Genomic DNA, 24,389 nt, shown 5'->3' with positions numbered 1-24,389 from the left:
GGTTGGTGCAAAACCTGTGGGAGCTGGCTTGCCAGCGATGAGGCCGGTGCAGCCAGCAAGGGTTTTGCCTTCAGTCGTTAAAGAAACCAGCGATACTCCCGCGCACTCACCTCATGCATGAACGCCAGGTGGTCCTGGCGCTTGTTCTCGCAGTAGACCATGACGAACTCGCTGCCCAGTTGCTCATTGACCACCGGGTGATGACGCATGGCCGCCACCGCCGCGAGCATGTCCTTGGGAAAATCGATGCCGCTGCTGCGGTCGTCGTTGAGCGGTGCAATCGGCTCCTTGCCAGCATCCAGGCCATGCTCCAGACCACTGAGGATCGCCGCCAGCACCAGGTACGGGTTGGCATCGGCGCCGGGCAGGCGGTGCTCGATACGCAGGTTGCGCGCATCCGATTCGGGGATGCGGATGCACGCGTCGCGGTCTTCAAAACCCCAGCTGGCGCGGCTGGCGGCATTCACCATAGCGCCGTAGCGACGCATGGCGTTGTGGTTGGCGGCAAAGATCGGCATGCAGTGCGGCAGCAGCTCCAGGCAACCGGCCACGGCATGGCGCAGCGGGCGCTGGTCATCGGCCGCCAGCAGGTTGTTGCCCTGCGGGTCGTAGAGGCTGACATGCACGTGCATGCCGCTGCCCGGGGCATCCAGGTAGGGCTTGCTCATGAAGCTGGCGCGCATGCCGTGCTTGAGCGCCACGCCTCGGGTGCTGCGGCAGAACAGTGCGGCCCAGTCGGCGGCGCGCAGGCCGTCGTCGCAGTGGCCGAAGTTGATCTCGAACTGGCCCGGGCCCAGTTCTGCGGTAATCACGTTGGCGTCCACGCCTTGTTCGTTGGCGGCTTCGACCATTTCCCGCAGCACATCGGAATAGCGCGACAGGCGCTCGATGTGCATGTTCGGCTGATCATCCGGATCACCACTGAACGGGTCATGGGGGAACTGCGGCAGGCCGTCCTTGAGCGAGCGGTCGAACAGGTAGAACTCCAGCTCGAAGGCCACCACCGGGCGGATACCGCGCCGCTGCAGGCGCTGCAAGACTCGCGCAAGCACTTCGCGCGGCTCGAATTCGATCGGTGCGTCGGTGCCGTCGGAGCTGATCAGCATCTGCCCCAGTGGCTGGTTCTCCCAGCGTACCGGCTTGAGGGTGCCTGGGATCAGTCGCCGTGGCGCATCCGGGTCGCCGTCGTTGAAGCAATAGTCACCAATCGGGTGCAGGCCGCCCTGAACACCGAGCAGCACGCAGTTCTGCGGCAATTTCAGGGCGCTGCCGGCGGCGACCTTTTCGAGCATGTTGATGGGGTAACGCTTACCGTAAAAGTGCCCGGGGATGTCCAGGCTGATCAGGTCTACATAACGCACCTGAGGATGCTCGGCGCGAAACGCGCGTACTTCGTTCAGCAGTTCAGGGCAGTCTTTGATTGTTGTCATTACGTGCGATCCTGCGCTTGGTTTCAACGGAATACCCAGAGCACCCGGGTAGTGTGGTCGGTCAGATTGGCGTAGCGGAACTGGCTGTGCGGCGGCAGCTGGAAGCTGTCGTTGGCGTGCAGGGTGACCGGTACGTGTGCGTCATCGAGCCAGATGCTCAGCTCGCCCTCGAGCACAAAGCCACCTTGTTCGGAGCTGTCGTCCAGGTGCCCGTCACCGCTGCTGGCGCCCGGCGCCAGGTGGCTTTCGAGCATGGAAAAGCCACCGTTGAGCTTGGGCGAGACCAGCACATCGGTGACCCCGGCGGCGTAGTACAGGGTGCGCCGTTCGCCGGGGCGGGTGACCCAGTCCACTTGCCGTGGCGTGCTCAGGTTGTAGAAGTAGGTGGTGGGCACGCACAGGGTTTCGCTGATGGCGGTCAGGTCGGCCACGGTCGGCCGTGACAGGCCGCGCTCGACCTGGGAGAGAAAACCCACCGAACGGTCGATGCGTTCGGCCAGCTCGCCGAGGGTCAGGTTGCGGTGCTTGCGCAGGTCGCGGATGAGGATCGCCAGGCTTTCGATTTCTTCCTGCATGTCCATGGATGGTTCTCTCAGATAGTGTCACGCAGGCGGTACCAGGCCTTGGCGGCAGCTTCCAGCGGCGCGGCGAGCAGGTCGCCGCCGGGGAAGCGGCCGTTGTCGATGGCCTGGTACAGCGCCAGCACATCAGGGTTGCCAAGGATCGCATCGCTGACCGCCCGGGCGCCGGCCAGGGTTGGCAGCACGCCATGGCCAGAAAACCCTTGTAGCCAGTAGCGCTGGCCCTGGCGGCCGATGTCCGGGGTGCGGCGCCGGCTGCAATCGATATGGCCGCCCCAGGCGTAGTCGATCTGTACGCCTTGCAGCTGCGGGAAGGCCCGTTCCAACACCTGGCGGGTGGCGGCGGCAACGTCCTTGGGGATGCCGCCCAGGTAGGTGCAACCGCCGCCGAACAGCAGGCGATGGTCCGGGGTCAGGCGGAAGTAGTCGGGGACGAACTGGTTGTCGATCACGCAGCTGTTGTGCGGCAGCAGCGAACGGGCCAGGGCCGGGTCCAGGGGCGCGGTGGCCACCTGATAGGAGCCCACCGGCAGCAGGCGCTGTGACAATGGGCGGTCGAGCTGGTCGATGTAAGCGTTGCAGGCCAGGACCAGCACATCGCTGCGGATCTCGCCCTGGTCGGTGCGGGCGACAAAGCCTGCCGGGGTGTCGCGGTAGCTGAGCACCCGGCTCTGCTCGAAGATCCGTCCGCCGGCCGCCTCGATGGCGCTGGCCAGGCCCTGGGCCAGTTTCAGCGGGTTGAGGTGGGCGCCTTCGGCGTCATACAGCGCGGCCTGGTAGCGCGGGCTGCCGATCCATTCGGGCAATTCGTCGCGCTCGATCACCCGCAGCTGGTCATAGCCCCATTTAGCTTCGGCCTCACGTCGGGCCGCGTGGAGCATGGCCACGCGCCGGGGCAGCACCGCCGCCCACAGGCTGCCGCGCCGGTAGTCGACGGCAAAGCCGTGGCGTTCGGGCAACTCGCGCATCTCGCTGGCGGCCCAGCGCATGCTGTCCCACAGGCGTCGTGCGCGTTCCTGGCCAAGGGCTTTTTCCAGGGGGGCCATGTCGCACGACCAGCCCAGCAACGCCTGCCCGCCATTGCGCCCGGACGCCGCCCAGGCCACCCGGCTGGCTTCCACCAGGGTCACCCGCTTGCCGGCCTCGGCCAGGCGCAAGGCGGTGTGCAGGCCGCTGAAACCGGCGCCGATGATCAGCACCTCGGTATCGAGGCGTTCCTGCAGGGTAGGGCGCAGAGGGATAGGGGCGGGGTAGGTCTGGGCGTAATAGCTGGCGACATGCTGGGCGGATTGCTTGAACATGGCGGACCTCATGAATTTTTATTGGTATTTTTTCATGAAAAACTACCAGATAAATTTCACGAGGCCAAGCAATGCCCGGGCGCAATTGCCGGGGAGGCTCTAGACCGCAGGTTTGCGCTGATGCTTGCTGGTTTCGATCTCGTCAGCCAGGCGCGGGCTGTAGCTGCGCGTGGGGATGCCGGTGAGGCGTTCGAACATCAATGCGAACTTTATGTCCAGCGCGCGCTTGCCGGTCATATAGGCATTGAGGGTGGTCACGCTGACGCCCAGCTCGGCGGCCATGCGCCGCTGGGACACCCGCTCTGCCTGGCGCTGCCTGGCCTTGAGCGCGGCAAATGCCTTGCGCAGCGCCAGCAGCTCTTCTTCTTCCCACACCCACAGATTGCCGCTCATGATTCGATCTCAGTCACACGGATTCGGTCGAGCAATCCGTTGCTGGAATCGCTACATCCTGCTGCTGCTATTTAATGTTGATTAACCGACCGGGGCGGTCGGTTGTGTTCTCATCATACTCTTCGCGCGTTCCAAACCAGTAGCACACGGCCATGAATCTGCAGCATTTCCAGTGCCGCACCCTCGATCAGCACCGGCGGGTACAGCGGGTTGTCGGAGATCATTCGCAAGGCGCCATCGGTCAGGCGCTGCAGGCGTTTGACGAACAGGTCGCCGTCGAGGCTGAAGACATAGATGGCATCGCTGCGCACCTCGTTGATGCCACGGTCGACCAGCAACGCGTCACCGTCGTTGAAGGTGCCGGCCATGCTGTCACCGTCGCCGCTGATGATCGCCAGGTTATGCGCGCCGGAATAGCTGATGCCCTGGCCGCGCAGCCAGTCCAGGTGCACGGTCAGGTCGCGGATCACCTCGACGTGGGCTGGCGGCGTGTTGCCGTTGCCCATGGAACCGCGGATGTCGAAGTGGGCGATGCTGACGAACGCGCTGCTCAGCGCCTTGCTGCTGGCAGGCACGCCAGCGTCGCCTTGCAATACATCCATCCAGCCTGCCGGCAGGTGTTCGGCCTGTTCAATACGGCGGGCGACTTCATCACCGAGGTTTTTTTCCGTGCGCATCGACAGAATCTGGCTCAGGTGCGCAGGGCTCATGCCCCAGCGCTCGGCACAGCTGGCCTTGCGCTGGGTGCCGAGCAACTGCACCAGGTTGTGCTTGCGAATCGCGTAGATATCCATGGGGTGCAGAATGCCACTATTTAGCTCGATGCTAAAGAGGCCCACGCGCTTTACTCGTACGGTTACCGGGCCCGGGCCACGCTGACTGGCGCCCTCAGTAGGCGCTGACGCAGCAGGTCATAGACCCAGTTGTAGGCCATGGTGTAGGGCAGCATGAAGGCGAAGAAACCGATCTCCAGCAAAAACGCCTGCACCAGTGACACATCGAGCATCAACGCGGCAATCGGCACGCCGATCAGCACAAAGCCGGTTTCAAAGCCGCCAGCGTGCAGGGCGCGGACCTTGACCGTACGCGCTACCCGGCTCACGGGCCAGAGCCGGTCGAACGCCGCGTTGTAGAGCATGTTCCAGATCATCGCCACGGTCGACAGCATCACCGCCAGCGCGCCCATCTCCAGCATCGAACGGTTGAGCAGCCAGGCGCCGATCGGCGCGCAGATCAGCACGGCGATGACTTCAAAGCCGACGGCGTGGACGATGCGTTCAGCGAAGGATTTGTGGGTGGCTTGCAGTTTCATGACGTCACCTTGAGGTGTGTTTCGATGGCGTCATTGTCATCGCTTTTTTGCCTATGTTAAAAATAGGTTCCATCGTAAAAAACGATATGTTGGTTGCCTGCGAAGACACCGGATGTGAAGCCACTTATCGACTAAAGCCAGCGTGCTATCAGTGAATGGCCACCGGGTTGATGTTGACCTGGGTCGAGCCCTTGTACAGCGGCTGGCCGAGCACGAACAGGAACTCGAAGGCCTTGTCGCGCACCAGTGCACGGCTGTCGATCAGCTCCAGGTTGTAGATGCCGCGCTTGGCCAGCATGTATTGGTTGACCGGGAACTCGTCCTTGCCATGTGGGTTCGGATAAACCTCGCTGGCCCAGGTGTCGCCGCCGAAGGCGACGATGCCTTGGTCGGCCAGCCACTGCGCCGCTTCCATGCCGATACCGGGCTCCACTTCCAGGAACTGCTGGTTGTCCTTGCCGATCAATTCCAGCCAGCCGGTGTTGAACAGCACCACATCGCCCTGGCGCAGGGTCAGGCCTTGCTGCTTCAACACCGCCTGGATGTCGGCCACGCTGAACTCCGTGCCACCGGGCACGATGGCCTTGCCGTAGTAGGCAGTCATGTCCAGCACCACGCCACGGGTCACTATCGGCGGCACTTTCTCGACGCCGAGCTTGGTGACGCCATCGACCGTCACGAAGTCGGCCGCCTTGTTGCCGTTGTAGTACACATTGTCGATGCCGATATGACCGATCCCGTTGAGTTGGGTGCCAACGCCGGTCCAGGCGTTCACCAGTTCATCGTTGAAGGTGAACTGGTTCGGCCCCAGCGACTTGCCGGCCTGCTGCCCGACCTGCACGTTGTACAGGCGAAAGCTGCGATGGCGGTATGCAGGAAGGTTCTTGTCCACGGGGACGGCCAACGGGTAGGTCTTGCCCGTCTTGACCAGGCCGACCGCCTGCTTGACCACGTCGGCAGTGAGCAGGTTGGCGGCGCCGATTTCGTCGTGCTGGCCATAGGGCGAGTGTTGCCAGTCGGCGGCCAGGGAGGCTTGGGCGGTGCTGGCCAGGGCGGTGGCGAGCAGCAGGGGCTTGAAGACATTCATACGGGTTCTCCTGAACGGGAAGTCAAATCAGGAGTGGATTCTGGGTGCAGGCGCGGGGCGGAAAAAGCAGCCTGGGGGACAATGACTTTTGCCTTCAGGTCAAAGGCAAGTGTTTCAAGGTGCCGTGATGTTCTGGCCGATGCTGGCCATCCATGACCAGCAGCAATTCACTGCTTGTAGCCAATCTGGCGCAACAGGTTCTTGCGCCACAGGATGTCTGCGTCGCCTTCAATACCCGTGGCGCAGAAGCCATCCACTACACCCAGGATTGCTCGGCCTTGTTCGGTCTCAGCAAGAATCACTTCAGTTGGATTGGCGGTTGCACAAAATATACGGCAGACCTCTGGAACCATTTTCAGGGTGTTCAACACGTTCAGCGGATAGAAACCGTCGCCCAGGAAAATGATGAAGCTATGGCCGGCGGCGATGGCTTGCGCATTTTTCTGTGCAAGTTCAATCATGGCGGTATCGGTGCCGGACCATCGCACCAGGCAGTTGCCAGAGGCTTCACAAAAGGCCACGCCAAACGGGATACCGGGCACGGCGTTTACCAGCGCTTCGTGGATGTCCTCGACGGACTTGATGAAGTGCGTCTGGCCCAAAATGAAGTTTGTCACCTGCGGCTTATCGATGTTCAACGTGATCAGTTGCATCTCAAACACCTCCTTTTACGGTGTCGCTACCAGTGCCTGGCAACAGATCAAGCATAGCTACTGATGGGGTAAACCTGCCTGCCGGTAGTTTGACGTGTAGTGTTTTCGAGGACGCTGATTCAGCGTCCTCGACACTACACCGCCTACAAAGACACCAGCACATCACACTGAGAATCGTTGAGGACATGCTTGGTGACGCTGCCGATCAGCAGTTCTTCCAGAGCGCTTTCACCCTGCTTGCCGATCACGATCAGATCGCAGTCCAACTCCTGCCCCTTCTCAAGGATCCGCCAGGAGGGGTCACCGTGCACCACGATTTGCCGGGCATTGGCCAGCCCAGCGGCTTCGCTCAATGCCGCGAGTTGGTCCACGGCATCTTTCCTGATGACATTGCGGTAGTGAGTGAGGGTGTCCTGGTCGATGTGGGCGAAGCGCATGCTCCCCTCGAAGGGGGCCTCGAACACATGCAGGAGTATGATCTCGGCCTGCGGGGCAACAGCTTTTGCCTGTTCGATGGTGCGCAGCGATGAAGGCGAAAAATCAACGGCAACCAGCAAACTACGGTAAGCGTCGTGGGGTGCCTGCTTGACCACCAGCAACGGGCAGAGCATACGGCTCAGCATTCTTTGCACGGTAGAGCCCAGCAGGCGACGGGCCAGGCTTTGCCCCTTCGCCCCACACACCAACAGGTTGCTGCGTTTGTCCTGCACCACACGGGTGATTTCGCTGACAACCGCGCCGGGCACGACCTGTACGCCAGCGTCGATGTCATAGCGCTGGAAGAGCATTGCTGCCAGTTCGTGAATCTTCTCTCCGGCTGTCTCCAGCACGCGTTTCAACAAGTTCTCATCAGGTACCACTACCTGCTTGAGACGCTCGAAGGGGGCTGGGTTGGCAACGTAGAGCAGATCCAGTGCTGCATGCTGCGCCTTGCTCAACAGTGCAGCCCGCTCTGCCGCGTTGCGGGCAGAGGTGGACAAGTCGGTGGCAACCAGGACGTGGTTCAACGAGGTCATATGAGGCTCCTTATACAATGCTGCGCACATGAATCGACGGTGTTGCCTTGAGCTCAAGGCGTTGGCCGGTTATCGATCCGTTCCTTGCTTGCAGCTATCGTCTCGCGAACCACGCCCGGCGCTTTGATTTGTGTCAAAGGTGTGGGCGCGGGGTCAGGCATCAGTGTGAGGGGCGGGCATTTCCTGTGATTGGCAGTTGCTCCAGCGCGAGGCCATTGCGGGGCAAACCCATCCATGCGAAGGTGGATGCGCCTAACGGCGGGTTCAGGTTGCAGTGCATTTGTCTAATCAAGGAAGAAACGACATTGAAAATAACGTTCAGCGCCTTATTGTTGACCTGCCTGGCGACTATCGCCCTCGCTGACGAGAACCCTGTCGGCTTCCAATCGTCCACACTGGCGGACCCGCACAATGACCGCCCACTGGAGATGGTCGTTTGGTACCCCAGTGCAACTACCGCAGCCACGCAATTGATCGGCGATGATGTGGTGTTTGTCGGTGCCTCTGCCGTTCGTAACGCGCCGCCAGCTGCTGGCAAGCATCCATTGCTGGTGCTCTCCCACGGCTACAGGGGCAACTGGAACAACCAGACCTGGCTTGCCAGTGCTCTGGCCCATAGGGGTTACATCGTCGCGGCAATCAATCACCCTGGCACCACGACCTTGGACCGTAGCCCTCAAGCCGCGGCGCAGTTATGGCAGCGCCCCGTTGATATGCGCCGAGTCATTGATAGGGTCACGACCCAACCTGAAAAGTTCGGCGTGGTCGCCAATGGCCGAATTGCAGTAGTGGGCCATTCACTCGGCGGCTTGACCGCCCTGGAGATCGCCGGAGCGCGTTTCGATCCAGACCGCTTCGCCAATGACTGCAAAGCACACCCGCAGTTATCAGGTTGCACCGTCTACGCAACGATAAACCCTGCAAGCAGCTCAAAATCAAAGGCCGCATTGGCCGCTGACTGGCGCGATAAACGCGTCGCTGCCGTGGTTACATTGGACCTGGGCCTTTCACGGGGCCTGACCGATGAAAGCCTGGCCGCGCTGCCAGTACCTGCGCTGGTGATCGCTGCCGGCGCACCGTCGCGCGAGCTTCCCGCTGCGTTGGAGTCTGCCAACCTGGCCAAACGCCTGCCAGCGGCGTCAAGCCGTTACGTCGAAATCAGCGACGCAAGCCACTTCAGTTTCTTGTCGGTATGCAAACCTGGTGCGAAGGTAATGCTTGAAGAAGACGTACCAGGCGATGGCATCATTTGCGAGGATGGCGACAGCGCTCGCCCGCGCGAGGCGATCCAACAGCAGGTTACAGCGCTGATTGCAGCGTTTCTTCAGTCATCGCTCTACAAAGAAGACAGTTTGTAAAGTCGTGGTACGAGAACTGCGCCTCTGTGCAGCCCTGAAGCAGCGGCTCGAAGTAGCGCGTAGATTTGTGCATCTGCATCCTTGGCGCGGACGCGTTGCGGGAAAACCGCGTCGACTACGAAATCATCGTCGCCGAGCGCGCCGGGCCGGTGATGTACACCGCCGAGGCGCTGTATTTCGGCCCGCTGCCCTGATTGGGTTTGCGGTTAGCGGCAACACAGGCAACCGCTGATCAGCGGTTGATCGGGGTCGCTTTCGAGAAATGTGACCATGACTTCCATACCTGTTCGCGGGGGCGTAATTTCACAGCTCCAACTGGAAGCTTCCCTCAGCCAACAACTACTCTTGTCGTCAAATCTATCTTCGCGGTCCCAGGGGAACTTGACCTTGACCCTTCCGAGGCGCCGATCACTCTGGATCTCCTCGTCTTCCACAGCGATGACTACAGCGGTCTGGTTGCTAGGCGCCTGAGGTTTCATGTGAGTCAAAGGCGGACGATAGAACACGTCCCACGGCAGCACCATAAAGCGGTTGCGGTAACCCTGATGAAAGTCATCCTCGTTGTCAGTGTTGCCACTGGCGACGTGCTCACTCAATACCTGTGGTTGCTTGCCTTCGTGGATGACCTGAGTCAGTAGCCATAGGGCGTTCCACGCTTGGCGTGGATGGCCTGAGATTTCCAGCACATGGCCACTGACTAACCGGGTCTGGTCACTTTGCCCTTCAGCTTGACGATACGCCGCGTGGCGGCGCTGCATAGTACGAAGATTAGCAGTGGCTTGCTCAATCCTGGGAAAAACCGCCTGATCATCGCCAAAGACCAGCACGTGGCCTCGAGCACTGTGTTGGAAGTGGAAGTGGATACCTTCTTCTTCGCACAAACGCTGAACAAAGTGCAAATCCGTTTCGTCGTACTGGATGCAGTAGTCACGCTCGGGATAGGTCGACCCTAGATGAAACCGATAAGCGTCGCCCAAAATCCCATGCTCTTCCAATATCAAGGCAACGATTTTCGGCACCGAGAACTGTTGATAGATCCTCTGGTTGATACGGTGGCGCAAGTAGGACAGGTGCGGTACAAGGGTCAGGCTGTAGCGCGTCGGACGCTGACCATTACCGCTTTGAGCGATGTGATAGACCCGTCCATGAATGCCGTTGCCCTTCGCATCGAAGGTCAGAAAAGCCTCGAGGTCGAAGAGGCTTTCGAGATCCAGGTCAGACCGCTCGCTAACAAGCTCCAGGTTGAAGAAGTAAGGCCTGCTGATCGCCTCCTCTCCGGTGAAGGCGAGCACTTGAAAATCGTGCTCAAAACCGTCGATTGTCAAACTGAAGTGGGTCTGATGGGCTGGGCTGAACATCCGCTGTTCTCTTTTTACCTAAGGTGTTGAATTGACGCTGTCGCAGACAGCAATGTCAGGACGCTGGGTAAAATCAACCCAGCTGCGCGAATGCCGTTACTAGCAATGGCCAAAGCAAGGGCCATCAGGATTGGCAGCTTCCGACGCCAACTCCAACGCGAGGCGAGCGTGTTTCACCGGGCGTTTAATCAGTGGGCCGGAGAGGGCCCTGGGTAATCTCGGGCTCAAGGGAGTAGCAGGCATTAACGTGCTGCTCGATCCACGCCGGTATAAAAATAAAGGCTTGCATCGAGCAACAGGCGACAGATCACGTCAGATCACACACCACTCTTCACTTTGGTCCAGACCCGTGTGCGGATTCGCTCCAGTTTCAATGGCAGTGGCTCAAGTGGAACAAGTGTCGCAACAGTCTTTTTGTCTGGATAAATCCAAGGGTTGTCTCGCAGCGTCTGTTCGACAAACGCAGTGGCATCTTTATTTGCGTTGGGGTATAGCGTGTGGTTTGACGTCTTGGCAATAATTTCTGGTCGCAACATATAATTGATAAACGCCATGCCTTCCTTGGGGTGGGGGGCGTCTTTTAGCAGAACCAGATTTTCCGACCAGACCAGTGCGCCTTCGCGAGGAAGGCTGTAGGTAATCTTGCGTCCAGTCTTGGCCTTCTCGTTAATGGCCTGTGCAGCAAGGGCACCATTGGCCCATCCCACAACCGCACAAATATTGCCGTCAGCCAGGTCGGCGTCGATTCGGGATGAATCGAAATAGAGGACATAGGGACGGATTTTTAACAGCAGGGCTTGGGCCTTCTGGTAATCATCCGGGTTCCTACTGTTGCTAGGGAGTCCAAGGTAATGCAAAGCAATCGAAATGATCTCACTTGGAGAGTCAAGCATTGCCACGCCACACGACTGGAGCTTGCTGATGTTTTCTTCTTTGAAGATCAAATCCCAGCTGTTCACCGGCGCATTATCACCCAATGCCGCCTTGACTTTGTCAACGTCATAGCCAATGCCGGTAGTGCCCCATAAATAGGGCACCGCGTAACGATTGCCAGGGTCATTGACCGCGACCTGGGCCAAGATATCAGGGTCGATATGTGACAAATTACTCAGTTGCTCACGATCCAACGGCTGGAGTACTCCCGCCTGGATCAGGCTTGGCAACACATCGGAGGTGGCCACCACCACGTCATACCCCGTGCGCCCAGCCATTACCTTGCTCTGCATGATGTCGGCGCTGTCGAACGCATCCATATGCACTCGGGTGCCGGTTTCCTGCTCAAACGCCTTTGGGGTCTCCGGTGCGAGCAGCCCGAACCAGTTATACAGATACATCCCAGGCTCTGCAGCCGCCACTGACGTGCTTATCCCTACACAGAGAAGCGTGGCCGAAAAAATGGTTCGCAAATGTGATTTTCTCATGCAACATCCTTGTCAAGACGATGTACCTTCATGGCCATCCTAGGCCTTGGCAGTGAATATACCGGGCGTTACCGAATAGTAAATACCTACGAATACTTAGCTCTGACCTACGAATCCCTAACCCAAAAGGGGTAGAAAATGCCGTTCGACCTCCATAGCCTGGCTTGGCACCGTTCGATTGGGAAGCTGATCATGCAGTTGAACCGTCCAGAGTTCTGGAGTTCACTGGTTCGGGTGTTGAATGAATACGTGCAAATCGATAATTGGGTTGTATTGATTTTCAGCAATCAACAAGTGGAAGTGGTTAGTCTTCCTGAGGTGGCAGATGCGGAAGAGGTGAACGCGTTCATTCATCGCTACGTGAAGGGGCATTACCTGCTGGATCCATTTTATATAGCTAATCGAGAAAACCCACAGAGTGGTTTTTTTCACCTGCTGGATATTGCACCAGAATATTTTATTGAGACTGAGTATTATCATCAGTATTTTGCACAATACATTTCTGCGGATGAGGTGCAGTACAATGTCCAGCTCGATTCCGACAGGACCTTGTGCATTTCCGTTGGTAGTAAAGTCCGTTTTAATCAAGAGCAAATAACAATGCTTGATATTATCAAGCCATGGGTGACTGCGTTAATGCATCAACGCATGTGTTTTGAAATTGACGTCGGGAAAAATCACACGGAGCCACCGCTATGGCCAGAAACGATGACCCAGCTGGGCACACAAATAACAACGCGCGAAAGTGATGTGCTCAGGTTGTTGTTGAGTGGCTTCTCTAATAAGGAAATAGCCGGGAAGCTTTCCCTCTCGGTGGAGACGATAAAGGTTCACCGCCGCAACATTTACGGCAAATTGAATATCAAGTCGCAATCTGAATTGTTTGCTCGATTTTTTATGCCGAAACAGGATGTCTTCTCTACAACTTGAAGTCAGGTTTTTAGTCTGGATATTATCCTTAAATGGGTTCGCGGCTTCTGTACATGGCTCGCATCGAACGGCCCCATCCACCAACGTAAGCGCCAGTGAATGATCTCGACATGAGGATATTCGGGCCATCCTCGTAAGGCCCCAGATCGCACATAAAGTGAAGGTCTTTTCAAGAATCTTTTGCCAGGATATCGCTCATTTTTCGGGCTTGCGTTCGCAGCGCCTCACTGAACAAATCCACTGCCGCCGAGCCTGGCCGGTGGTTGGGGCGAATCATCATCACCTGGTAACGAACGCAGACACCTAGCTGGCGAATCGACAGCCCACTCTGCGCGGCTTCCAGCCCACTCAGCGGGTTGATAACCGCCACGCCCAGCCCTTGCCTGACCATAGCGCACACCGATGCCGCGTTGGTGGTCTCGATGACCGTGCGCCTGTTGACTCCGGCGATTCTGAAATGCTGATCCAACTGCTGCCGGTAGGTATCGAGGCTGGATAGGTTGATGAAATCCACCTCGTGAAAATCGCTTAGCTCAAGCTGAGTCTTCTGTAACAAGGGGTGCTGGTTCGGCAACACGCAGACCATCCTGGCGCTGAACAGCAATTCGCCGGACGTCCCTCGGGGAATCTGCTCGACTTCGGTCAACCCAAGGTCATGTTGTTGGGCGACCAGCGACTCTTCCAGTAATGGCGACTCCTGAGCCGTAATGCCTACGCTCACGCCTGGGTGATGCTGATGGAATTGCCGACATACCTCGGGTAGGAGGGTCTGGGAGAAGAGTGGCAGGCAGGTGATGGCCAGCCTCCCATGTTCGAAGTTGCGAATGGCCTGAGCGTACCGGTCGATACGCTCCAGGCCAATGTAGGAAAGCTCAACTTCCTCGATCAACAGCAACGCCTGCGCCGTTGGCTTCAAGCGGCCACCCTCGCGATCGAACAAACGTAGCCCAAGCAGCTGTTCCAACCGTGACAGTTCACGGCTGATGGTGGGTTGTGAGGTGAAGAGCAGACGTGCGGCACCCGTGACGCTTCCGGCTGACATGATGGCTCGAAAGATCTCGATATGGCGAAAGGATAGCTTCACAGCGGTACCAGAAAGAATGCAATGGTCATATCAGATATGAATCGATTCCAGAACAAAAGCTATTTTTATGAATGCTCGTCTTGCTCCATCCTCATGGTCCCCCTGAACGAGGACTCTTCATGATCGACTCTGCACCGTTCGAATTATTGGCCGACGCGGTTCGCCGACACGGCTCGCCCCTATGGGCATACGACGCAAAAACCATCATCGATCGTATCGACAACCTGCAAGGCTTCGACACGGTTCGCTACGCGCAGAAGGCCAATCCAAACGTGCATATCCTGCGCTTGATGCGGGCACGAGGCCTGGTCCTCGATGCCGTCTCACTAGGTGAAATCGAACGGGCCCTGGCTGCGGGGGCATCGTTCGATGGCCAGCCAGCAGGGGTGGTGCTGACGTGCGATGTGCTGGACCAGGTGACATTGGCCCGGGTGATCGAGTCAAGGATAGAAGTGAACGCGGGCTCAATTGACATGCTCCGGCAGTTGGGCGAGCGCTCCCCAGGACACCGGGTTTGGATTCGGATCAACCCTGGGTTCGGCCATGGACACAGTCGCAAGACCAACACGGGCGGTGAAAACAGCAAACATGGCATTTGGCACGAACAGCTGGGCGAGGCGCTTGACTGTATCAGGACCTACGATTTGCATCTGGTAGGCGTGCACATGCACATCGGCTCAGGAGTGGATTACGAGCACTTGGAGCAGGTTGCTCGATCGATGATTGAGCTTGTTGGCCAGCTAGATAGGGATATCGAGGCTTTCTCGATTGGCGGAGGGCTGTCTGTTCCGTATAGAAGCACCGACACGCCGGTCGATATCCAGCGCTACGCTCGGACATGGGCGGCGGCCCGCAAGGAAATCGAGGAAGTACTTGGCCATTCCGTGCGAATGGAGATAGAGCCGGGCCGGTATCTGATCGCAGAGTCGGGCTACCTGGTAACCGAGGTCCGCGCCGTGAAACAAATGGGCCGCAATACTTTCATCCTGGTTGATGCCGGCTTTAACGACTTGATGCGGCCGGCCTTGTACGGCAGTTACCACCGCATGACGTTGCTAGACGCCAACGGGATTGCGGTGTCTCGCCCTTTGCAACCTACCATGGTAGCTGGGCCGCTGTGCGAGTCCGGCGATGTTTTCACCCAGGACGAACACGCCCTGGCTGCCCAAGACCTGCCGCAGGCCCGTGTCGGTGATCTTCTGGTGATCCATGATTCGGGCGCCTATGGTGCTTCGATGTCTTCAAACTACAACAGTCGGCCTTTGTTGCCCGAGGTCCTGATTGAGAACGCAAGTTTTCGGATGATCAGGCGGCGACAAGACATACAGGACCTTCTGAACCTGGAGCTGTGCATATGAGGCGTTCCACCCTGGATCATTTGGTCATTGTGTCACCGACCCTTACGGCAGGCGCGCAACTCGTCGAGCAACAACTGGGGGTGCAGTTGCAGCCGGGAGGTAAGCATGCGCGTATGAGTACACATAACCTGCTGCTGCGCTTAGGGGAGTTTTTTTATCTCGAGGTAATTGCCCCCGACGGTACGGCGCCTTTACCCACTAGACCAAGGTGGTTCGGCCTAGATGAGCTGAGTGCACAAGCAGCGCCCTATCTAGCCCATTGGGTAGCGCGTACAGAGCATCTAGATGCCGCAGACGAAAGGCTCAAGAAGGCTTTTGGAATGATCGAGCCGATGAGCAGGGGAGCGCTGTCGTGGAATATTTCGATTCAGCCTGACGGGCACTTACCGCTGGGTGGGGTAGTGCCTAGCCTGATCGACTGGGGCGACTCGGAGCATCCAGCACAGAGGCTCGCTGATAAGGGCTGCCAATTGCAACGCTTGGAGGTCGTTCATCCCGATCCAGAGGGCGTGGAACACCTCCTTGAGACTATCGGCTTTTCCGGCCCGGTCAGTGTCCTGCAGAGTGAGCGATATGGTTTGCAGGCATACATCGAGACTGCCAACGGTCTTAAAGTCCTGTAGCCCTGGCGATGTTCAGGCTGGACCTTAGGATTAGGCTCTCCCGGGCGGGACCAACAGCGTCAGCATGTAGTAGAAGCGGACAGGCCAGGAACGTTCGCTTTGGGTCGAAAGCGATCAATCGCGACCGTCCGCTTTCGACCCGAAGCTGCCCTTCGCACTGCGTATGAACTGTCGGTAAGATCCCTTTTCCCAACCAGCACGAACAGATGCCAATGGCCCAACCGACGACACTAACCAGCATCATTGGCCCTTGGAAAGGAGAGGCGCCGACAACGTTACTACAACGCTGTCGAGATGCCTGGGACACGCCCTTTAAAGAGCTTTCAGATCTCATGGTCGCTACTTTTCTGAATCAGCGAATCGCAGTTCCTCAAATGTTGGCTGAGGCCAGGCGGCGGTTGGATACAGAGCCCCGCGATGACACGGAATACTTCGATGGCCAGCTACTTGAGGCAGTTATCGGAGCTGACAACTGACCGCTTTTGGCCGGTTGCTGTCCTTCGCGAGAAGCAGCTATGGGTCGAATGCAGCCGGTCGCGGTTGACCGCTGTCGACCCAGAGCTGCCGTTCGACAAACAATATCTTGGGCCGCCCAGCAGGAATTTGAGCCACGAGTTGTCATACACTGCGCAACGCCTTGGGCTACCTGAACATAAGGAACAGTGAATTTCATGACAACGCTTCTTGAATGCTCAAATGAGGTTTTCAGTCGCGGAACCATATTCAGAGCCAGGGGCTCATACCCGTATGAAGAGGTTGTGGATTTCATGGTTTTCGAAACACTGGACGAGGATCGTCGCTTTGGGCTGATGGTTACCACTGGGTACAAAGCCGGCCTACCGCTGGTTTTGCTGCCTGGGGAGAGCAATGGAGGATGCCTGGGCCTCAGTAGGGATTGGGTTTTGGCCAACTGGGGCAAGTGGATCTATCCGGACTGTGAAATCTCGCAGGTCCTTGTTATTGATGGCTATAAACCTGACTCGCACGCGGAGTTGTTTGAGTAACCCTCCGAGCCGCCGAGCGGTTGGTGTCGCACCAGTCATGCTTGACTGCAACCGAAGTACGTACAGAGGTGTCAGGGGCAACTGCTGCACTAGGTCGTGAGCGACACCTGTGCCAAGCCTGCTGCTGAGCGCTGTGGGTCGGCAGCTGCCGGTCGCAGAGTGACCGCTATCGACCCAATGCAGTCGTTTCGTTGCTTGCTAAGGCATGTCATCGCTCAACGAGCTGCAAACACCCCTGTTGACAGGCTGTGAGAATCTCTTGCGCCAATTGCTCATCGGCCACAGCTCGAGCTAATGCCAAGCCACCAATCATCCCTACGGCAATTTGCAAAGCATGCTGGCGTGTATCGGTCTCTGTCGTCGATTTCAGTCTGGATTCCAGACGTGCAATGAAAGCTTCGAGCACTTGGGTGTAGCTCTCCTGGATGGCTCCGTTCTGCTGAGCAGCATCATTGACCATGAAGGCTAACGGACAGTGCATACGGCTTGCATCCCGATGGTCCATGCGCAGGTAGTCTTTCACTACCTGCTGCAAACCGTCTTTACCAGCCTCTTCCAGTATCGCGCCCCCCGCGTTCGCGGCATTTCTAATCGCTTCGGTGTAAAGCTCCGTTTTGGATGCGAAGTGACTATAGAAGCCCCCCCGGGTCAGTCCGGCACTTTCCATAATTGAGTCGATGCTGACTTTTTCGAAACCTTCCAGTGCGAAGCGTCGTGCTGCGCTATCCAAAATCACCTGTCGAGTGGTTGCGCGCTGTGTAGCAGGCCAGGGCATACGTCTTCTCCTCAGTAAAGCGTGAGAGGGAGTATGACAAAACGGGACTTTATGTTCTTGAACATAAAGTCATACCGACCAGAATTGCCGACTCTTCCCTCAAGGAGCTACTCATGCGATTGCACATACTGGGACCTGGATTTAGCACCTTCGTGCGTAGTGTCAGACTTTACTGCGAAGAGAAAGCGCTCGATTACACGCACGGGATGCACGTGGAGGGTAAAACGATCACGCTCCACAGCCCTGAACACGAGGCACTGCATCCTTTTGGCAAGGTCCCGGTATTGCTGCATGGAGAGCGGAGCGTAATCGAAACAACCACCATTTGCCGCTACCTGGATGAAGCCTTTGCGCACACGTCCCTAAGACCCGCAGACTTGGCCCAGAGGGTAAAGGTCGATCAGTGGTCCGCTGCCTTGGCGATGTATGCCGATGATCGATTGATACGTCGTTATCTTTTATTGCTGGTTTCACCTGCGCAACCGTCACGCCCTATCGATAGAGAAGCGGTGGCGACCGCCGAGCCAATGGCTACCCAAACACTTGGGCTGCTGGAGAAGCAGTTGGGCGGGCAGCAATTTTTCTGCGGGGCGGACTACAGCATGGCGGACGCCATCCTGACGCCGATGCTCGATTATTTGGAACGCGTGCCCGACAGTGCACAATGGCTGAAAAAAACATCCAAGCTTCGTGATTATCTTTTTCGCATGCGATTGCGCCCGTCAGGACGCAACGTGTTGACCGAGCCGAACTTTAGTTAATGCAGAAAATGCTGGGCTCATCGTTCGCCCAAGGGTCGCTTCTGGCCGGAAGCAGTCGTTGGCGACCGACCGCTTTCGACCGGAAGCGGTCATTTGTACACATATATTTCAGACCCCACGATTGCGGTCGCATTGGCCACAAACGGGTAGGGTGGGCGCGTTATGCAGGTCCGTCCCCACTACTAATCCACAATGAACAGCTTCGCCCCGGTGGCGGTGAATGACCGATGTCCCTCAGCATTATTACCCACCTGATAGCTCATGCCCGGCGTCAGTGTGAACTGACGACCATCTTCCAGTTCTGTATGCAACTGACCTTCCAGGCACAACAGGATATGTCCTCTCCAACACCAGTGATCGGCCAAATAGCCAGGGCTGTACTCGACCATCCGCACGCGCGCTGAACCAAACTGGCAGGTACGCCAATAGGCTGTGCCTGTCTGACCGGCATGTGCTACCGGTTCTATCGTTGACCAATCGGTGGTACCGAAGGGGATTGCAGTGAGATCCATTGTTGCCTCATCGAACGACAATAAATGCAGACCGTATCAATCTGGCAATGGTGCCGATAGACACAGACGGCCCGCATTTATGGAATACAGGCGCTGCACTCACCCGAAGGCTAGTTGCCCCGCCCTCCACCAAACGACCACTCATCACTGGCCGTAGTGGTGATCACCACCATGACATCCTCCGCGTTCAGTCCCGTCGTCCGCCCCAGTTTCTCGACCAGATCGCGGTAAAAACGCTGTTTCGTCTCAACACTTCGAGGACGGCCAGCGGTAATCGCGATTAGCACAAAGTCATGGCTACGCGGCCCACCCAAGTAGTGGGGATCAAATATCAGCTCTCCGACCTCATGTTGGTGAATGGCCTGGAAGCGATCGGTCTTCGGCACTTCGAAGCTCTCGACCAAGGCGTCGTGCAAACCCTGGGACAACGCCTGTAAATATTCGGCCGACTTGCCCCGGTGCAGTGAAATTCGTGCAAATGGCATGGCCGGTTACTCCTGGGCTGTGGCGAGGCTGCGTTCATGAGGCGTCAATTGCGTACGCGTCCACCTGTCGCCGAACAGCATATGTTCGGTCAATTCGGCAAATGTGTGCGGGTAGTCGGCCTGTTGCGCTTGCGCAGTGTTCATGGATGGGGTCATGACGTTTTTCCCTCTGACTGGCTAATCGACGGGGCAAAACTATCAATTCGCGATAATGCCGAATATCAGATTTAATAGCGGTAATCATCCCGAATTTGTGGACTATAGAATGCGCCGCCCGACCTTCGATCTTGATGTATTGCGCACCTTTGTCACCGGCGTGGAGTTCAACAGCTTCGCCAAAGCGGCGGATCGTCTCGGTCGATCGACGTCCGCCGTGAGCGCCCAGTTGAAGAAACTCGAGGCGCAGGTCGGCACGCCGGTACTGGCTAAATCCGGTCGCGGGCTGGTGTTGACTCCCGTAGGAGAAACACTGCTCAGCCATGCCCGTCGGTTGCTGGAGCTGAACGACAGCATTTTCCAGACCCTGCATGAAAGCCAGACTGCCGGGACCATACGCCTCGGGCTTCAAGAGGACTTTGGGGAACATTTCCTCAGCGATATCCTGCGACGCTTCGTCCAGACGTACCCGAGGGTGAGCCTGGAAGTGAAGATTGCGCGCAATGTCGAATTGCTGGCGCTGGTCGAAAGCGAGGGCTTGGACTTGGCCCTGACCTGGGACACCGGGCACATGTCGCCCTATGCCACGCGACTGGGCGAAACCCAGATGCACTGGATCGGGGCCCGCGATACGCCATTGCTGACTGCCCTTGATGACTCACCGCTGCCATTGATCATGTTCGACGCGCCTTGCGTATTGCGCAGCGCCGCCACCCAGGCGCTGGATTGCGCGCAAATACCTTGGCGGATCGCCCTGACCAGCCCCAGCGTCGGTGGTATCTGGGCGGCCGTCGCCGCCGGATTGGGCCTGACGCTGCGAACTCGCATCGGGCTGCCGAGTCATCTCACCGTTGTTTCTGGCTTACCCCCCGTGCCAAGCCTTGGCTATGTGCTTCACCGCGGTGGCGATGACCCAACACCAGCCACCCAACAATTGGCTGCATTGATCAAAACGAGCTTGCAAGAACAGGCGCTCAGTTTCGCGGTTACGAAATAATCGAAGGCACCCGAGGGTTCAATTCGAGCGATATGGATGGAGAATAACGAAGCACTGGGGTGATGGGCCGATGACGGCTATGGGTTGCATCCACAGTTATAAGCGGAGATTAAATCATTCATCCCGGGCATCGCTCAGGTAAGCTCACCCCCAGCCACCATGGAGGGTAACGATGCATTCACTGACCAACGAGCACGTGCTGGCGATCGCCCAAGAAAACGCCATCAACCACGCATTACTTACGCTCCTGCCGACACTGAACATCCCTCACTGCATGCTGACAGCGGGATGTCTGTTCCAGACCTTCTGGAATCATCAATCGGGACAGCCCGCTGAATGGGGTATCAAGGATTACGACATCGCTTATTTCGATGAGGACCTTTCATGGGAGGCCGAGGATCGAGTTATCACACGGGTTCGCCATGCCTGCTCCCATCTTGAGGTCAACGTAGAGGTACGCAATCAGGCCCGCGTTCACCTGTGGTACGCATCGAAATTCGGCGCCGCCTATCCTCAATTGAGAAAAGTAACCGATGGCATAGATCGCTACCTGATCAGCGCAACCTGCCTGGGAGTGGATGTCTACACAGGGGCGCTATACAGCACACACGGCCTGGATGATCTTCAGAACAACCTGCTCAGGCTTAACGAACTGAACCCGCTGCCTGGCTTGTTCAGCCAAAAAGCGGCTAGCTATCGTGAACGCTGGCCCTGGCTGAACCTGGTCAACTAAACGTGTCTGCCGTAAGGACGTGGCGAATGTATTCAGGGCAATCTGGCCCAATCACACGCACGTTGACACGGGGCGAGTCCAGATGACGCATTCGATGCTGGTATGCAATGCCGCGCAATTGGATCGATGGCGTTGCCTGAGCTCAAGGCGGTGGCCGGCTTTCAGCCATCGTCTCGCGAACCAGGCCCGGCGGCTTGATTTGGGCCAAAGGAGCGGGGGCGACGCGGCGGGTGCCCAGGCTCGGCACTGGACGAGCGGGCCGCATCGGCGGCCCAGGACACTCGCTGGCGATCACTCCACCGCCGATTGGCCTGCTTGCAGCGAACGCCGCAACAACGCAGCGGTTGCCGAGCGCGCTTCGACCTCGTCCAGCAACGCCTCGACCAGGGCGAGGCTCATCTCCAGTGATTGCTCGGTCGCCCAGAGCAACCCGCGCACCTCGGCATCGACCAATTCACAGGCGTGGGCGTTAGTCTGGTAGGCGCTTTTGAGCAGGATGGACGTGTGGATCAGGGCGTCTTCGGACGAGACACCGGCGCGGACGGCGAACAGCGGGTCGTGGCTGCCGTTGCAGGTGCCGAAGGTGGTGCTGGTTTGGGGGGTGAAGGGTGGATCGGGAACGGGTTTGGTCATGGTGGTGCTCCTTGATCGATGGAACCGCCACACATCGCTGCTAAACGAAAGGGTGGCAGCTGTACGCGGGTTAGCAGACCAGGGATCAAGGAACCCGGCGCGCACGAAGGCGCCCCGCGCACAGCTGCCATAACAAGAGACAACCGGCACAAAAAAAGCGCCGATTGATCAAGAAGGGGCGCTGTATGCACCTTGATCATTGGTCGAGCTGCTAAACCCGGTCGCTGAATTTGCAACGACTGGGGGAGAGTAACGTGGTGGGTGGGGTAGGGCAAGGAGAACGGAGATGGTGGTGTGAGCTATCGACTCGCAGTAGTCGGTGCATCGAGGGGAAAATTGGAGTGCCGGGTATGTAGTGTGATGCAGTTGCTCCAGAGTGGGCGATTGTAGGGCAGACCCCTCCATGCGGAGACGGTGAGTACTGGAGGCTAACATTGGCTGAAAGCGGGTGGTCCCGATGGCTGCTTTCGACCCATTGCAGCCATTCGGCGCCCGATTGAAATAGTCCACAAGCAGCCTGTCGCTAGCGCAGAAAAAGCAGTATCGTCAGTCTAGATCTTCAGCCTCAAATATCTCTCTTTGCTCAGTAATCACATCAAGAGCACGATAAAGCATTTTGTGAATTTTCATGTGCTCAACTCGTTTAACTTCCCCCCTAGTAACTGAAGCCTGGTCAACATAGCACCAGATATACGTATCCATAGCCCCGGTTTTCACCCCAATAGCACCTACCCGATAGAGACAAGAAAGTAAGCTTGACAGAACGTCAGATTCCTTAACGCTTTGGCCGTCGTAGTATTTTTTAACTACAGCTACGCATGGATCAGTGGTGTCATTATCGTAGAGCGTCAACATAACATCTTCCAATCTCGCATCTTTGATCATCGAACGAGTGAAGGTGGCCTTCAAGCCACGGAGAATTTCCACCACGTCTTCAAAAGATGGATAAACCTCACCCCACTCTTCCTTCAACGATTTCAATCGTTTCTCTGAATATTGCGCTTCAGCCGCAAACAGAGACCTCCAAGAAATGCGCTCACGATCAGCAGCGATAACAAAGCTCTCGTTCACAAACTGCAATATGTCGCGCGGGCGGCGTAAGGTTCGCTCAACAATAAACTCCATTGCAGTCTGCCCCCCTCCTTTACGAGCTTTTGGAAAAACATCGTCAAAGCGTACCAGCTGCTTAGTATATTGACTCTTGAAGATCTCATTTATACGTAATTCTATGAGGCGCGCCAATTCCTCAGGAGACCATCTTAGCTCGAGGAGGTATGATTCATATTTCTCTTCCTGAAACCCTGAATCGCGTGTCATGTCAAATACAAGGACCAGCAAATCCTTCCGCAGCGCTGCAATTATCTTGGTCTGCCGAATTCGTCGAAACGTTTTAATTTCCTCTATCAAGGCACGGATGAATCGAACCCTAGTTTCCGTGCCGGCCCATTCTTCGTCTAACTGATCAATGAGGATGTAAAATTTTTTCTGAGGATCGTCAAACGAATGTTCAGCCAACAAATCTAAAACTTCGTTGAGCTTACGTATCTGTAAGCCGTTAACCACAAGGCTGGCCCGCTGCTTTATCTCAACCCTGTCTTCGTCAGATAGCTTTCTTGCTCCCTCTAGCGAAAGATCTACACCGGCGTATTTTGCACCTATAGAGCTTTTAGTATCAGATTCTAGCTTATTTGTTATTATCCGGAGCTGCTCGTCTGTATCTAACCAGAAGCGGTCCCCCCACTCGCCAAAGTACTCCAGCGCCTTTTTTCTGGTGACATCCCTATTAAATTTACTGACAAGGCCATCAATAAAGCTTCTGCTTTCAAATTCATTTTTTATATCATATCTGAGCTTCAAAAACTCCACAGTTAGTACGTGGCGCCATAGAAGCCTATAAAAAAGATCAAGATTTATATTTAGCGCACAGAAAAACTGAATGATGTCGGAGTATTCTAAAAATCGGACGGAAATATCGTTAGGGTCGAGCTTAACAACTTTCTGAGCCATGGACTGAATCTTATAAAGTAAAGCGCTTTTCCCCGATCCAGTACGTCCCAGAATGATGGACTCAGGAGAGTCCACGTCCATCAACCTGTTCAAATAGCCGTTGTCAACGAAGCACCGATTCAGTAGCTCAGCGTCGCCCTCCGCATCAAGAGCGCCAACCTTCAAATTTCGCGTTATTTTCAGGCCTTTATCGTCCATTATAAAAACCTTTAGAGTTTTATGAAGCTTGGTTGTGAAATTGATCGGAGCAGGCGAAACCAAGTAGATTGGAGGATAGCATTATACCGGTGCAAGCAAAGGGCGCCGATTGCGCAGATTTCTGCTTGAGCGGAAGCTGATGGCTGGCCTTTTTTCAGCAGCGCGGACTCATCATCAAGTGTCTGAGCCCCACCGCTACCGATCAGATTTCCGAAAAGAGAAG

Annotated in this window: 26 protein-coding genes and 1 pseudogene; 9 read left to right on the top strand and 18 right to left on the bottom strand. The window is 56.9% G+C overall.

All coding sequences use genetic code 11. The features are described from left to right. Window positions 1–77: 77 nt before the first annotated feature. The 9 genes from NLX68_RS17550 to NLX68_RS17510 form a co-directional block, all read right to left on the bottom strand. Window positions 78–1,430, bottom strand: a complete 1,353-nt coding sequence (locus tag NLX68_RS17550; RefSeq protein WP_254285019.1) for a glutamine synthetase family protein — start codon at window positions 1,428–1,430, stop codon at window positions 78–80. Between the two features lie 23 nt (window positions 1,431–1,453). Further along, the gene (locus NLX68_RS17545; protein WP_254285018.1) at window positions 1,454–2,011 is read right to left on the bottom strand and encodes a helix-turn-helix domain-containing protein; all 558 of its coding nucleotides are present in this window, start codon (window positions 2,009–2,011) and stop codon (window positions 1,454–1,456) included. 11 nt (window positions 2,012–2,022) lie between these two features. After that, complete coding sequence (locus NLX68_RS17540) at window positions 2,023–3,312, bottom strand: FAD-binding oxidoreductase (protein ID WP_254285017.1); 1,290 nt, start codon at window positions 3,310–3,312, stop codon at window positions 2,023–2,025. Window positions 3,313–3,411: 99 nt separating this feature from the next. After that, on the bottom strand, window positions 3,412–3,705 hold the full coding sequence (locus NLX68_RS17535; RefSeq protein ID WP_254285016.1) for a helix-turn-helix transcriptional regulator: 294 nt from the start codon (window positions 3,703–3,705) through the stop codon (window positions 3,412–3,414). A gap of 113 nt (window positions 3,706–3,818) precedes the next feature. Continuing rightward, complete coding sequence (locus tag NLX68_RS17530; RefSeq protein ID WP_254285015.1) at window positions 3,819–4,499, bottom strand: S24 family peptidase; 681 nt, start codon at window positions 4,497–4,499, stop codon at window positions 3,819–3,821. A gap of 62 nt (window positions 4,500–4,561) precedes the next feature. Then, window positions 4,562–5,017 (bottom strand): multidrug/biocide efflux PACE transporter, encoded by a 456-nt coding sequence (locus NLX68_RS17525; RefSeq protein WP_254285014.1) that lies wholly within the window; start codon window positions 5,015–5,017, stop codon window positions 4,562–4,564. A gap of 148 nt (window positions 5,018–5,165) precedes the next feature. Next, window positions 5,166–6,104 (bottom strand): cyclase family protein, encoded by a 939-nt coding sequence (locus tag NLX68_RS17520; RefSeq protein WP_254285013.1) that lies wholly within the window; start codon window positions 6,102–6,104, stop codon window positions 5,166–5,168. 167 nt (window positions 6,105–6,271) lie between these two features. Beyond that, window positions 6,272–6,757 carry an adenosine-specific kinase gene (locus NLX68_RS17515; RefSeq protein WP_213570722.1) on the bottom strand — a complete coding sequence of 162 codons (486 nt, stop codon included), beginning with the start codon at window positions 6,755–6,757 and terminating at the stop codon, window positions 6,272–6,274. A 143-nt stretch (window positions 6,758–6,900) separates the two neighbouring features. Continuing rightward, window positions 6,901–7,773: a universal stress protein gene (locus NLX68_RS17510; RefSeq protein WP_254285012.1), complete on the bottom strand. Its 873-nt coding sequence runs from the start codon at window positions 7,771–7,773 to the stop codon at window positions 6,901–6,903. Between the two features lie 305 nt (window positions 7,774–8,078). On the opposite strand from NLX68_RS17510, the gene NLX68_RS17505 reads away from it, so the two are divergent. Both NLX68_RS17505 and NLX68_RS17500 read left to right on the top strand, forming a co-directional pair. Then, on the top strand, window positions 8,079–9,131 hold the full coding sequence (locus NLX68_RS17505) for an alpha/beta fold hydrolase (RefSeq protein WP_254285011.1): 1,053 nt from the start codon (window positions 8,079–8,081) through the stop codon (window positions 9,129–9,131). Between the two features lie 77 nt (window positions 9,132–9,208). Continuing rightward, window positions 9,209–9,319, top strand: a pseudogene (locus NLX68_RS17500) (SAM-dependent methyltransferase); the annotation flags it as partial. Window positions 9,320–9,337: 18 nt separating this feature from the next. Here the strand turns inward: NLX68_RS17500 and tssI are convergent. Together tssI and NLX68_RS17490 are read right to left on the bottom strand one after the other, a co-directional pair. Then, entirely contained in the window at window positions 9,338–10,489 is a 1,152-nt protein-coding gene (gene tssI / locus NLX68_RS17495) for a type VI secretion system tip protein TssI/VgrG (RefSeq protein ID WP_254285010.1), read from the bottom strand. Window positions 10,490–10,806: 317 nt separating this feature from the next. Further along, window positions 10,807–11,910, bottom strand: a complete 1,104-nt coding sequence (locus tag NLX68_RS17490; RefSeq protein ID WP_254285009.1) for a polyamine ABC transporter substrate-binding protein — start codon at window positions 11,908–11,910, stop codon at window positions 10,807–10,809. Between the two features lie 138 nt (window positions 11,911–12,048). On the opposite strand from NLX68_RS17490, the gene NLX68_RS17485 reads away from it, so the two are divergent. Next, window positions 12,049–12,840, top strand: a complete 792-nt coding sequence (locus NLX68_RS17485; RefSeq protein ID WP_254285008.1) for a response regulator transcription factor — start codon at window positions 12,049–12,051, stop codon at window positions 12,838–12,840. 169 nt (window positions 12,841–13,009) lie between these two features. On the opposite strand, the gene NLX68_RS17480 is transcribed toward NLX68_RS17485, so the two are convergent. After that, window positions 13,010–13,924: a LysR family transcriptional regulator gene (locus NLX68_RS17480; protein WP_254285007.1), complete on the bottom strand. Its 915-nt coding sequence runs from the start codon at window positions 13,922–13,924 to the stop codon at window positions 13,010–13,012. A 119-nt stretch (window positions 13,925–14,043) separates the two neighbouring features. Between NLX68_RS17480 and lysA the strand changes: the two genes are divergently transcribed. From lysA to imm45, 3 genes are all read left to right on the top strand, one after another. Continuing rightward, window positions 14,044–15,282: a diaminopimelate decarboxylase gene (gene lysA, locus NLX68_RS17475; protein WP_254285006.1), complete on the top strand. Its 1,239-nt coding sequence runs from the start codon at window positions 14,044–14,046 to the stop codon at window positions 15,280–15,282. Then, window positions 15,279–15,905, top strand: coding sequence for a VOC family protein (locus NLX68_RS17470; RefSeq protein WP_254285005.1), 627 nt, complete (start codon window positions 15,279–15,281; stop codon window positions 15,903–15,905). Before lysA ends, NLX68_RS17470 begins: the two co-directional genes overlap by 4 nt. Window positions 15,906–16,576: 671 nt before the next feature. After that, window positions 16,577–16,909: an Imm45 family immunity protein gene (gene imm45, locus NLX68_RS17465; protein WP_254285004.1), complete on the top strand. Its 333-nt coding sequence runs from the start codon at window positions 16,577–16,579 to the stop codon at window positions 16,907–16,909. Window positions 16,910–17,117: 208 nt separating this feature from the next. Here the strand turns inward: imm45 and NLX68_RS17460 are convergent, their stop codons facing one another. After that, window positions 17,118–17,684: a TetR/AcrR family transcriptional regulator gene (locus NLX68_RS17460; RefSeq protein WP_254285003.1), complete on the bottom strand. Its 567-nt coding sequence runs from the start codon at window positions 17,682–17,684 to the stop codon at window positions 17,118–17,120. 113 nt (window positions 17,685–17,797) lie between these two features. Between NLX68_RS17460 and NLX68_RS17455 the strand changes: the two genes are divergently transcribed. Beyond that, complete coding sequence (locus tag NLX68_RS17455; protein ID WP_254285002.1) at window positions 17,798–18,445, top strand: glutathione S-transferase family protein; 648 nt, start codon at window positions 17,798–17,800, stop codon at window positions 18,443–18,445. A 182-nt stretch (window positions 18,446–18,627) separates the two neighbouring features. On the opposite strand, the gene NLX68_RS17450 is transcribed toward NLX68_RS17455, so the two are convergent. The 3 genes from NLX68_RS17450 to NLX68_RS17440 all read right to left on the bottom strand — a co-directional run bounded on the left by NLX68_RS17450 (window position 18,628) and on the right by NLX68_RS17440 (window position 19,598). Further along, window positions 18,628–18,957, bottom strand: coding sequence for a DHCW motif cupin fold protein (locus NLX68_RS17450; protein WP_063913491.1), 330 nt, complete (start codon window positions 18,955–18,957; stop codon window positions 18,628–18,630). Between the two features lie 110 nt (window positions 18,958–19,067). After that, window positions 19,068–19,442: a tautomerase family protein gene (locus tag NLX68_RS17445; protein ID WP_010225399.1), complete on the bottom strand. Its 375-nt coding sequence runs from the start codon at window positions 19,440–19,442 to the stop codon at window positions 19,068–19,070. A 6-nt stretch (window positions 19,443–19,448) separates the two neighbouring features. Continuing rightward, window positions 19,449–19,598 (bottom strand): hypothetical protein, encoded by a 150-nt coding sequence (locus tag NLX68_RS17440; protein WP_254285001.1) that lies wholly within the window; start codon window positions 19,596–19,598, stop codon window positions 19,449–19,451. A gap of 109 nt (window positions 19,599–19,707) precedes the next feature. On the opposite strand from NLX68_RS17440, the gene NLX68_RS17435 reads away from it, so the two are divergent. Together NLX68_RS17435 and NLX68_RS17430 are read left to right on the top strand one after the other, a co-directional pair. Further along, window positions 19,708–20,595, top strand: coding sequence for a LysR substrate-binding domain-containing protein (locus NLX68_RS17435; protein ID WP_254285000.1), 888 nt, complete (start codon window positions 19,708–19,710; stop codon window positions 20,593–20,595). Window positions 20,596–20,767: 172 nt separating this feature from the next. Further along, a complete protein-coding gene (locus NLX68_RS17430; protein WP_254284999.1) occupies window positions 20,768–21,328 on the top strand; it encodes a nucleotidyltransferase family protein in 561 nt (186 codons plus the stop codon). A gap of 291 nt (window positions 21,329–21,619) precedes the next feature. Here the strand turns inward: NLX68_RS17430 and NLX68_RS17425 are convergent, their stop codons facing one another. Both NLX68_RS17425 and NLX68_RS17420 read right to left on the bottom strand, forming a co-directional pair. Next, window positions 21,620–21,961, bottom strand: a complete 342-nt coding sequence (locus tag NLX68_RS17425; protein WP_254284998.1) for a DUF3077 domain-containing protein — start codon at window positions 21,959–21,961, stop codon at window positions 21,620–21,622. Window positions 21,962–22,507: 546 nt separating this feature from the next. Then, a complete protein-coding gene (locus NLX68_RS17420) occupies window positions 22,508–24,166 on the bottom strand; it encodes a DNA repair protein (RefSeq protein WP_254284997.1) in 1,659 nt (552 codons plus the stop codon). Between the last annotated feature and the right edge of the window lie 223 nt (window positions 24,167–24,389).

This window comes from Pseudomonas sp. SBB6, from assembly GCF_024213215.1.
Lineage (GTDB): Bacteria > Pseudomonadota > Gammaproteobacteria > Pseudomonadales > Pseudomonadaceae > Aquipseudomonas > Aquipseudomonas donghuensis.
Note: the sequence above shows the minus strand (reverse complement) of the source record. Positions and strands in the feature narration are given on the sequence as shown.